This window comes from Actinophytocola sp. (assembly GCF_045807065.1).
In the GTDB taxonomy this organism is placed as follows: Bacteria; Actinomycetota; Actinomycetes; order Mycobacteriales; family Pseudonocardiaceae; genus Actinophytocola.
In genome coordinates this window covers 1-10228 of record NZ_JBJMIE010000090.1, presented here as the reverse complement: position 1 = coordinate 10228, position 10228 = coordinate 1, and the positions used below count along the sequence as shown (strand labels likewise).

Genomic DNA, 10228 nt, shown 5'->3' with positions numbered 1-10228 from the left:
GGCCGACCGCAGCGACGGGATCGCCGTCGACTACGCGCGCCGTGAGTGGCGGTCGGGGCCGGTGCGCGGGCTGACCGACGACTGCGCGCGGTCGGCCGAGGACATCGCGGCGGGGCGCACGGCCGGGACCGTCACGGAGTCCGGGCCGGGCGTGCCGGTCGCCGGCGGCGCGACGACGGTGTTCCGCGACCACGGGAAGCCGACCGTGGACGTGTGGGTGAACACGGCTACGCAGCGCCCGGTCCGCTGCCGGGTCGCCACCCGGCACGCGGTCACGTTCGACCTGGTCTGGCTGCCGGCGAGCGACGCCAACATGGCGCAGCTGGTGGCGGTGGTGCCCGACGGGTTCAGGACGGTGGTGACGGACCGCAGTTAGCCCGTCACTCGAACAGCGGTTGTCCCGGGTAAGCCAGAAAGACACCGTGATCGCCATGCGGCGGTTACTGGTTTTCGGAGCAGTGGTGGTCACGCTGGTCGGTTCGGCGTCGGTCGCCTCCAGCACGACAGAACGGGGCGTGCAGCAGGGCCAGGAGCGGCACGCGCCGCCCGGCGGGTGGGTCGGCACGTGGTCCGCCTCACCCAGCACGTGGGTGCCGAACACACCGAACGGCTACCCGAACTACTCGATCCGCAACGTGATCCACACGAGCATCGGCGGCGGGACGGCGCGCGTGCGGCTGTCCAACACCTTCGGCACGTCCCCGCTGACGTTCGGGAAGGTCACGCTCGCGGTCGCCCAGTCCAACACGTCCCCGGCGGCCAGGCCGGGGACCATGCGCACGCTCACGTTCGGGGGTCAGCCGTCCGTAGTCGTGCCGGCCGCCGCGGAGGTGCTGAGCGATCCCGTCCGGCTCACCGTGCCGCGCGACGGCGACCTGCTGGTGACCACGTACGTGCCGACGCCCTCCGGCCCGGTCACCTTCCACGCGTTCACCGGCCAGACGTCGTTCTTCACGCGTGCGGGCGACTTCGCCGACCAGGAGTCCGGCGCGGCCTTCACCGAGCAGACCAACGTGTGGCACTACGTCAGCGGCGTGGACGTGCGGACCGCCGCGCCGGGCTCGGTGGTCGCGTTCGGCGACTCGATCACCGACGGCGTCGGCTCCACCGGCAACGCCAACCACCGCTGGCCGGACCTGCTGGCCGACCGGCTGCACGGCCGGCTGGGTGTGCTGAACGCGGGCATCAGCGGCAACCGGCTGCTGCTCGACGTGCCGGGTTCCTCCTTCGGCCGCAACGCGCTGGCGCGCTTCGCGGACGACGTGCTGAGCCAGGGCGACGTCCGCTCGATCATCCTGCTGGAGGGCGTCAACGACATCCAGCAGGACCCGCACCAGACCGACCCGGCGGCCATCATCTCCGCCTACCACCAGCTGATCGCGCAGGCGCACGCCCGCGGGATCCGCGTCATCGGCGCGACCGTGTTGCCGTTCAAGGGATGGAGCGCGTGGAACGAGACGCTGGAGGCGACCCGCGTCGCGGTGAACACGTGGATCCGCACGAGCCACGAGTTCGACGCGGTCGTCGACTTCGACCGGGTCACCCGCGACCCCGCCGATCCGCAGCGGTTGCTCGCCGCGTACGACAGCGGTGACCACCTCCACCCCGGGGACGTCGGCTACCAGGCGATGGCGAACGCGGTCGACCTGTCGAAACTGTAGTTTGGCCGTCACCCGAAAGTGGTATCCCGTGATCATCGCAGCACCGAACACGAGCCCGTTGCCGGGCGGATGGGAGGCCGATCATGGGAAAGCTGCGGAAGATGGCTGGTGTGGCCGCCGGTTCGGCGGCCCTGGGCGTGGCGGCCTTGCTCGCACTTCCCGCCACCGCCCAGGCCGCTCCCGGTGTGCCGTGTAGTGCTCGAGCCGACGCCTGTGTCGACCTGAGCGCGAACACGACCTGGTTGATGCACAACGGAGTCGTGACCTACGGCGGGGTCCCGATCACCTCGGGCAAGCCCGGCCACGAGACCCCGACGGGCACGTTCCACGTGACCTACAAGGACATCGACCACTACAGCCGCGCCTACAACGGGCCGATGCCGTACTCGGTGTTCTTCACGAACACCGGCGTCGCGTTCCACCAGGGCAGCCTCGGCGTGCAGTCGCACGGGTGCGTGCACCTGTCGCACGACGCGGCCGTGACGTACTACAACACGCTGCACCCCGGTGACGTCGTCGAGGTCGTCGAGTAGCCCGTTGTGCTTGTGACACGGAGAAAACACCGGACACCCCGGCCGAGCGGCCGGGGTGTCCGGTGTCGTACGCCCGCCGACCGGTGCAGGGGCCTCAGAAGCTGTCGCAGGAGGCCACCGCGAAGGCGCCGGACGCGGTGGCGGTCTTGACCTCCTTGCCGTCGACGGTCACCTTGCACGTCACGCTGCCGCCGTCGGCGCCGGTGGTGATGATGAGCTGGCCTCCCTTGACGTAGCCCTTCGTCTTCACTTCCTTGGTCCACGGGAGGTGTGTGACGGTCTCCTGGTTGCTGGTCATCTTGTCGCCGAAGGTGGTGTAGGTGACGTCCGCGGTCGGGGCGTCGCCGCTCACCTCGTAGACGATCACCGCTTCGCGGTTGGCCTCCTCGTTGACGTCGTTGACGGCCTTGTTCCACACGGCCGCCCACAGGATGCAGATGACCAGCCCGACCAGTGACACGACGAGTCCGGCGATCGCGAGGCCCTTGTTCGTGGCGCGGCCCTTGCCGGCCCTGGCGATGCCGATCGCGGAGAAGATTATGCCGAGAATCACCAACGGCCATGCCACGACGCCGATCAGCGGGATGAACGAGAGCACGAGACCGATGATGCCGACGACGAAACCCGCGGTGCCGAGCCCGTTGCTGGGACGCGTGGCAGCCTGCTGCGGCGGATTCGGGGCGTACTGGGTCACAAGAGGGTCCTTTCGGGGAAATTTGCTGCCGGAATTCAAGCAGCGATCACCTGACAGCCGCGTCGTACGCGAGCAGCGAGGCGTTACGACTTTGGTCGTAATCGCCCTTCGCGGGTAGGTTGATGAGCTTCGTGCCGGTTGGTCCGTACTCTTCCCGCATGGGAAAGCGGGTGCTCGGCGTCGTGGTCACCGTGCTCGCGGTGGCGGTGAGTGTCATCAGCAGCGTCTACGTGTGGGGCGCCGACGGGTACTCGCAGGCGGACAAGCACGTCCATCCCTCGGCGCTGTCCTGGCTGAGCCTCGTCGTCGCGGTCGGCGCGGCGGTGATGCTGTGCTGGCGGCACCGGTGGCCGGAGCTGGTCTGCGGCATCGCACTGGTGCCACCGTTCCTGCTCTCGGACGCGCTGGCGGCCCTGGTCGCGCTGGCGGCACTGGCCGCGGCGCGGCGCGACCGTGTCCTGTGGCTTGGTGGTGCGCTGGTGTTCGCGGCGACCGCGCTCGCCGTGTCCCGGGACGCGGAGTGGCCCCAGGCGGTGACGATGTTCGGCACCGTGATCGCCCAGTCCGGCCCCGGGAAGGTCATCGGCACGCTGGTGGTCGCGGCCGTGCTGACCTCGATCCCGCTCACCGTCGGGTTGCTGCGGAGCACGCGGGCGGACCTGCGTGAGCGCGAGCGCCGCGAGGAGTGGCTGCGTGCCGAGATGACCCGCCAGGAGGAGCGTTCCCGCATCGCGCACGAGATGCACGACGTGCTCGGGCACCGGTTGTCGCTACTGTCGTTGCAGGCCGGGGCATTGGAGGTGTCCGCACCGGAGAACGCCGGCGCCGCGGCCCGCACCGTCCGCTCGACGGCGAAGCAGTCGCTGGAGGACCTGCGCCAGGTGATCGGCGTCCTGCGCGACGGCCGTGACTTCCACCTGGACGGCCCGGCCCCCGCGCTGACCGACCTGCCGGCGCTGGTCGGCCAGACCCGGCAGGCCGGCGTGCCGGTGAGCCTCACCATGCTGCTCGACCAGGCCGCGGCGCCGCCACAGCTGGGCATGGCGCTCTACCGCATCGTGCAGGAGTGCCTGACCAACATCGTCCGCCACGCCCCCGGTGCCCCCGCCGACGTGCTGATCCGCGGTGGGGCGGGCGCGGGCGTGACCCTGGAGGTCGTGAACCCGATCCCGCCCCCGGGCACCGTGCCACCGTCCCCCGGCTCCGGTACCGGCCTGACCGGCATCACCGAACGCGTCACGGCTCTGGGCGGCCACACGAACATCGGCCCGACCACCAACAACACCTTCGCCGTCCAGGCCTGGCTTCCCTGGCCCCAACCCCCGCGTGTCCAACCGGAATGACCGGTGAGTCCAACGAATCCGACCGCTCGGATTCGTTGAACTCACCGGTCGGATTCGTTGGACACGCGGGTCGTGTGCGTTGGACACGCGGCTCTAGCATGTGGCGGTGACTTCGCTGCGGGTGCTGCTCGTCGACGACGACCCGCTCGTGCGGACCGGGCTGGCGATGATCCTCGGGAGTGCCCCGGACATCGTCGTCGTCGGGGAGGCCGGGGACGGGGACGAGGCGGTCGGGCAGGTGCGCGCGCTCGCGCCCGACATCGTGCTCATGGACATCCGCATGCGGCGGATGGACGGGATCGCCGCCACCGCCGCCGTGACCGCGCTGCCCGACGCGCCGCAGGTGCTCGTGCTGACCACCTACGACCTCGACGAGTACGTGTTCGACGCGCTCGCCGCCGGGGCCGGCGGGTTCCTGCTCAAGGAGGGCTCGCCGCGGGAGATCGTCGAGGCGGTCCGGGTCGTCGCGAAGGGCGAGATGATGCTGTCGCCCGGCACCACCCGCAAGCTCGTCGGTCACTTCGTCGCCGCGCGGGCCAACCCGCGGCGGGTGCGGGCGCGGGCCAAGCTCGCCGAGCTGTCCGGACGGGAGCGGGAGGTGGTCGCGGCCGTCGCGCAGGGCAAGTCCAACGCGGACATCGCCGGTGAGCTGTTCCTGAGCGAGGCGACCGTGAAGACCCACATCACCAGGACCTTCGCCAAGCTGGACGTCACCAACCGCGTCCAGCTGACGATCTTCGCCTACGAGGCGGGGATCGTCAGCCCGTAGCCGGGAGCCGCTACGACCACTGCCGCGCGGCCACCGTGACCGTGATCAGCCCGGGCGTGATCGTGACCTGGACCGCGTGGTTCACCTGCATCGTCAGCCACAGGGCCCGCAGGCGCTGGTCCTCGGGCAGCTGGGTGCGGGACAGGACCGGCAGCGACGCCGGACACCGCACGAGGAACCGCAACACCTCCGGCTCGCGCCACAGCTCGACCGCGACCCGTTCCCCGTCCGCCGAGGTCTGGCCGCTGACCGTGACGGCCTCGTTCACGACCAGGATCACCGCGTTCAGCACATCGACGTCCGGCACCGCCGGCGCGGCGTGCACCCGCACCCACCGCCGCAGCGCCGACGGCTGCACGGGGTCGAAAGCACTGGTCAGCCAGGCGATCTTGGCCGTGGCGAGCGGGTTGTCAGCCACTGCCGACCCCCTCGCAGACCAGCCGCCGCGCCTGCGGGTCGACGAGCGCTATCACCCGTCTGGGCACCGGCTGCGGGTACAGCAGGCGCACCCGGCCGCTCGCCGCCGAGTACATCGCCGCGATCCCACCCGCGTCCACGAACCGCAGCGACCGCATGTCGATGACCTCGACGTCGGCGGCCATGGCCGCGACCAGCCCGTGCCGGTTGCTGATGTCCAGCTCGCCCGCGAGGCGCAGCCCATTGCTGACCTCGGTGATCCGCAGCGTGCCGTCGTCGAAGGCGGCGGGCGCGACGACCGCGGACCCGTGCTCGCCGAGGACCCTGGCCCGCTGGCGCCCGGTCAACGCGCCGTTGTCGTACATGCAGAGCGTGGACGTCCTCGACCGCAGCGTCGCGAGCGCACCGCACGACGACGGACCTGGCCGCACGGGGACCGGGACGTGCCCGTCCTCCCGGAGCCGGCGCAGGAACCATTCGCCGTTCGCACCGAGGAACACGACGTCCTCGTCGGTGCGAGCGAAACGGACCGCGACCTCAGCCCGCTGCTCCTGGCTCACCGACAGGAGACAGGAGTGTGGAGGTGGCAACACCCCTCCATCGTTCTCGCCCCCGGGTGGCACGTCAATTCCCGTTATGTGTTGTCCTCGTCCGCATCCATCAGCAGTATGCTGCCCTGGATCTCGCCGCCCGCGGTCAGCAGCGGTCCGCAGTGCAGCCGCAGCATGATCTGCCGGCCCCGGCGGTTGACCGCCGGCATCATCTTCGTCTCCTCGAAGTCGGTGTCCTGCAGCGAGGTGCGGACGGACGGCCGCAGCTCCGACAACGGCAGCCCGATGTCCAGGTTGAGCAGGTGCTGGCCGACGGCCTCCTCGCGCCGCAGCCCCCACAGGTCCTCGGCGCCGCGGTTCCACGCCTGGATGCGCAGCTCCCTGTCGACTATCACGACGCCCGAGCGGATCGAGGTGAGGATCGAGTCGAGGAAGTCGTTCACCTCGTCGAGCTCCACGCTGCGTTCCCGCAGGATGTCGTTGATGGCCTGGAGCTCGTCGTTCGTGGACTGGAGCTCCTCGTTCATCGTCTCCAGCTCCTCGTTCGTGGACTGGAGCTCCTCGTTGGTGGTCTCCAGCTCCTCGACCGTGGACTGGAGCTCCTCGTTGGTGGTCTCCAGCTCCTCGTTCGTCGACTGCAACTCCTCGTAGGCCGACTCGAGCTGGCGGTTCGCGTGCGCCAGCTCGTCGAGCAGCGCCCGCGCGGCGGTGACGTCGTGGAAGACGATCGAGACGCCGAGCAGCCCGTTGTCCGCGTCGACCAGCGGGTTGACGTGGATCTCCAGCCACATGGCCTCACCGGGGCCGCGCTGCCACTCGACGTCCTTGATCCGGATGCCGCGCCGCTCGACCTTGGCCTGCTCGACGTAGCCGCGCAGCTCCACGGGCCGGTAGGACACCTCGAGGTCGCGCAGCGGGCGGCCGACGTCCCGGTGGGAGAGCCCGAACACGAGCTCGGCCTGCTGGTTGACCAGCGCGACGATGTCCTCGCCGGTGATGACGACCTGGGCGACGGGAGACGCCGAGAACGCGTAGTCCCGCAGCTGGTCGAGGCTGCCGATCTCGCCGATCCGGTCGCGGGTGAACGACTGCGCCGCGAAGTGGCCGAGGCCGACCGGTGCCGCGCTCGTCTTGCGGAACACCCGTCGCTTGAGGTCGACCGGGTCGAAGATCCTGGTGTGGGACAGCAGCATCTCCGCCTTGCCGAGGAACAGCAGACCCCTCGGCGCCAGCGCGAAGTGCAGCCGGCCGAGGATCTTCGTCTGCGTCTCCGCGTTGAAGTACATCAGCGTGTTGCGGCACACCAGTAGGTCGATGCGCGAGATCGGCGCGTCCTGCACGAGGTCGTTGCGGCCGAAGATCACCGAGCGGCGCAGGTCCTTGCGGAAGACGTACTGGTTGCCCTGCCGCTCGAAGTAGTCGCGCACCATCGGTTCCGGCACGTTCTCGATCGCGGTCTGCGGGTACGCCGCGTGCCGGGCCTGGGTGAGCGCGTCCTCGTCGACGTCCGTCGCGTAGATCTTCACCCGCTGGCGGAACCGGTCCGCGCCGATGGCCTCCGCGAACACCATCGCGAGCGTGTAGGCCTCCTCACCGGACGCGCAGCCCGCGCTCCAGATCCGCACCTGGTCCTCCGGCGAACGCTCGGCGAGCAGCGTCGGCACGAGGTCGGAGCGCAGGAAGTCCCACGCGTCCGGGTCCCGGAAGAAGCTGGTGACGTTGATGAGGATCGTGTTGAACAGCGCGTTGAACTCTTCGGCGTTGACCTGCAGGTGGTCGATGTACTCGGCGTAGCTGTCGATGCCGACCTGGCTCATCCGCCGGCGCACCCGGCGCGCCAGGCTCGTGCGCATGTAGCCGGTGAAGTCTAAACCGCGCGACTCCTACAGGTATAGCAGCACTGCCTCGAAGTCGCCGTTGAGCTGGTTGGACACATCTTCCACCCAAAGCACCGTACTCGTAGCCGCGACGTGCCGCGGTCACCGGCGCGTGCGGAGCGTCGCCCACACCACCTTGCCGCCGGACGAGGTCGGCGAGCAGCCCCAGACAGTCGCGATCTGGGCGACCAGGAGCAGCCCGTGGATACCCGCGGCGTCCCCGCCCGGGTCACGCATGTTGATCTCACCGGGGGTGTCGTCACGCACAGCAACGCTGAACACGTTCCGGCGCAGCTCGAGCCGCACGGACGGGGCGGAGTAGGTGTGCATGACCGCGTTGGTCACCAGCTCGCCGACCAGCAGCAGGGCGTCGTCGAGCAGCAGTTCGAGATTCCAGTCCACGCAGGTCAGCCGCACGAACTCGCGGGCGAGGCGCGGGCTGGCCAGGGAGTTGGGCAGCTGGACGTGCGCGACCCGGCAAGGCGGCGGATCGTCGAGGGCGGCCATCGCCTCGGCGATGGTCTCGAGGACCGGGAGGTAGCGCGCGGTGCGGTTGCGCGCGAGCCGGGTGCGGACCCGGCCGGTGCCGGACACGAGCAGCAGCGGCACACCGGGCCACACCTGCAGCCGCGTGTGCACGGCGGGGAAGATCGCGAGCGTCGAGTCGGACTCGATCTCCAGCCCGTTCAGGTCGACGACGATCGCGCGCGGGTTGTCCGTGCCGACCTTGATCAGGTGGTCCCGCAGCTGGCGGTAGGTGGCCACGTCGAGCCGGCCGACCGGCGCGACGACGACGGCCTCGTCCAGCGCTTGGTTCTCGAGCCGTAACACTGTTCTAGTCACGCTCCATGACCTGGCGTCGAAGGACGGCCACGGCCTCGTTCGTCTCCCTCGCCACCCGCTCGTACCGGTCGGCGATGCGGTGGCTGCCGCGCTCGCGTGCCTCCTCGGCCATTCGCGTGCTCAACGCGGTCTTCTCTTCGAGAGTACGCAGGGCTGTCCAGAGCGCGCGTTCGAGGGCGGAGCCCTGTGCGGCCAGGAGGGCGTCGGCCGTCCAGGCGTGGCCCACCCGGCAGCGGTAACGCACACCGCCCTCGATCTCGGCGAGCACGCCCTGGCAGTCGGGACAGGCGAACTCCGACGGATCGCCCACGGTCTCGGCCCCCGCGGCTCTTCTGCCGGCGCTCGCGATCTCGTTCTCCCACCGCAGCACCTCGGGCGCGGCCTCGTCCGAGGTGTACGCCGGCTCCTTGGTGATCTTGGCGAGGAGGGCACCGATGTCGGCGGCCGGGATCACGTGGTCGGGGGTCATCGTGCGCAGCGCGTGCTCGGGCATGCCCGGGTACAGCGCGTCGTTCGGGTCCTGCACCACCGTCCGCCCACCCCGGCCGGTGATCGCGAGCAGCCCCGCCACCCCGTCGTCGAGCACCCCACTGAGCAGGACGCCGATGACGGCGGGCCCGCTCGCGATGGCCGCGGAGCGGAACGTGGCGTTGATGGCGGGCCGGTGCCCGTTCTCCGTGGGCCCGTGGGACAGCGCGATGAACCCGTCCACGACGAGCAGGTGGTGATCGGGCCGCGCGACGTAGATCCGGCCGCGCTGCAGCCGTTCCCCGTCCCGCGCGGTCACGGCGGGCAACGGCCCGACCCGGTTCAGGATGGCGGGCAGCGCGGAGGTGCCGCCGGCCGGCATGTGCATGACGACGAGCACACTCGCCCCGAAATCGGTGGGCAGCCCAGCGACCATGGCGCGCAGCGCCTCCACCCCACCCGCGGACGCCCCGACGACGACCACGTCCCGCGGTCGAGCTCCCATCGCTGTCTCCTCGGGTAGGTGTACCGGTGTCGATTACCCGGTTCGGGCTGATTCAACTCGGGCTGCGGTCAGGTGACCGCGCTGCTGGTGAGGTGACCGGTGCCGCTGGTGACGTGGCCGGTGTCGCTGGTCGGGTGATCGGTGCCGCTGGTCGGGGTGACCGGTGGCTGAGCCGCCCGTTCGAGCGGGTCGAGCGGCGTGGACGGCACCCGCGCCCGCAGGCACGCGAGCCGCCCCCGCAACTCCCCGAGCCGGACGTTGGCCTCCGCCGCCCGCCGCTGTGCTTCTGCCCGGCCCTGTCTTGCTGGTCGGCAGCCTTCTTGGCCATCGAACAAACTTATAGGTTTCGGTGTGGGTTTGGGTGGGTAAGAGCAGGCGAGCGTGAGAGAGGCACCGACATGAACGATCCCAACCCGATCTACACACAGCTGGTCGCCGAGCGTGAGGCTGCCCAGTCGCACGAGGTCGAGGTCGAGCAGGAAATTCAGCAGGACGAGCGATAACAGTCGTAACGACCGGGTGCGGCTGGCCCACGAACCGGCGTCGCCGTCGCCGTCGCAATACTCG

11 protein-coding genes and 1 pseudogene are annotated in these 10228 nt (G+C 70.2%); 5 read left to right on the top strand and 7 right to left on the bottom strand.

The window, feature by feature from the left end; genetic code table 11:
* The 3 genes from ACJ73U_RS05245 to ACJ73U_RS05235 all read left to right on the top strand — a co-directional run.
* Positions 1 to 376: hypothetical protein (locus tag ACJ73U_RS05245; RefSeq protein WP_407776371.1), on the top strand; the 376-nt coding region annotated here is incomplete at its 5' end.
* 55 nt (positions 377 to 431) lie between these two features.
* Complete coding sequence (locus ACJ73U_RS05240; RefSeq protein ID WP_407776370.1) at positions 432 to 1661, top strand: SGNH/GDSL hydrolase family protein; 1230 nt, start codon at positions 432 to 434, stop codon at positions 1659 to 1661.
* Positions 1662 to 1744: 83 nt separating this feature from the next.
* Complete coding sequence (locus ACJ73U_RS05235) at positions 1745 to 2194, top strand: L,D-transpeptidase (RefSeq protein WP_407776369.1); 450 nt, start codon at positions 1745 to 1747, stop codon at positions 2192 to 2194.
* A 94-nt stretch (positions 2195 to 2288) separates the two neighbouring features.
* Here ACJ73U_RS05235 and ACJ73U_RS05230 read toward each other — a convergent pair whose 3' ends face one another.
* Complete coding sequence (locus ACJ73U_RS05230; protein WP_407776368.1) at positions 2289 to 2888, bottom strand: DUF4190 domain-containing protein; 600 nt, start codon at positions 2886 to 2888, stop codon at positions 2289 to 2291.
* Between the two features lie 158 nt (positions 2889 to 3046).
* On the opposite strand from ACJ73U_RS05230, the gene ACJ73U_RS05225 reads away from it, so the two are divergent.
* Positions 3047 to 4231: a sensor histidine kinase gene (locus ACJ73U_RS05225; RefSeq protein WP_407776367.1), complete on the top strand. Its 1185-nt coding sequence runs from the start codon at positions 3047 to 3049 to the stop codon at positions 4229 to 4231.
* Positions 4232 to 4352: 121 nt separating this feature from the next.
* Entirely contained in the window at positions 4353 to 5000 is a 648-nt protein-coding gene (locus tag ACJ73U_RS05220; protein ID WP_407776372.1) for a response regulator, read from the top strand.
* Positions 5001 to 5010: 10 nt separating this feature from the next.
* Here the strand turns inward: ACJ73U_RS05220 and ACJ73U_RS05215 are convergent, their stop codons facing one another.
* The 6 genes and pseudogenes from ACJ73U_RS05215 to ACJ73U_RS05190 form a co-directional block, all read right to left on the bottom strand.
* Positions 5011 to 5418 (bottom strand): hypothetical protein, encoded by a 408-nt coding sequence (locus ACJ73U_RS05215; RefSeq protein WP_407776366.1) that lies wholly within the window; start codon positions 5416 to 5418, stop codon positions 5011 to 5013.
* Positions 5411 to 5977, bottom strand: a complete 567-nt coding sequence (locus ACJ73U_RS05210; RefSeq protein WP_407776365.1) for an STAS domain-containing protein — start codon at positions 5975 to 5977, stop codon at positions 5411 to 5413. Before ACJ73U_RS05210 ends, ACJ73U_RS05215 begins: the two co-directional genes overlap by 8 nt.
* 74 nt (positions 5978 to 6051) lie before the next feature.
* Positions 6052 to 7911 (bottom strand): annotated as a pseudogene (locus ACJ73U_RS05205) (CheR family methyltransferase).
* Between the two features lie 36 nt (positions 7912 to 7947).
* On the bottom strand, positions 7948 to 8688 hold the full coding sequence (locus ACJ73U_RS05200) for an STAS domain-containing protein (RefSeq protein ID WP_407776364.1): 741 nt from the start codon (positions 8686 to 8688) through the stop codon (positions 7948 to 7950).
* Positions 8681 to 9661, bottom strand: coding sequence for a chemotaxis protein CheB (locus ACJ73U_RS05195; RefSeq protein ID WP_407776363.1), 981 nt, complete (start codon positions 9659 to 9661; stop codon positions 8681 to 8683). The genes ACJ73U_RS05200 and ACJ73U_RS05195 overlap by 8 nt, the downstream gene beginning before the upstream one ends.
* Before the next feature lie 68 nt (positions 9662 to 9729).
* Positions 9730 to 10228, bottom strand: a 499-nt coding sequence (locus ACJ73U_RS05190) for a hypothetical protein (protein WP_407776362.1), incomplete at its 5' end; no start/stop codon positions are given.

Bases quoted from the DNA above. Each gene is read 5' to 3' on its own strand.
- ACJ73U_RS05240 (WP_407776370.1), top strand. From the start codon at position 432: ATGCGGCGGTTACTGGTTTTCGGAGCAGTGGTGGTCACGCTGGTCGGT.
- ACJ73U_RS05235 (WP_407776369.1), top strand. From the start codon at position 1,745: ATGGGAAAGCTGCGGAAGATGGCTGGTGTGGCCGCCGGTTCGGCGGCC.
- ACJ73U_RS05225 (WP_407776367.1), top strand. From the start codon at position 3,047: ATGGGAAAGCGGGTGCTCGGCGTCGTGGTCACCGTGCTCGCGGTGGCG.
- ACJ73U_RS05195 (WP_407776363.1), bottom strand. From the start codon at position 9,661: ATGGGAGCTCGACCGCGGGACGTGGTCGTCGTCGGGGCGTCCGCGGGT.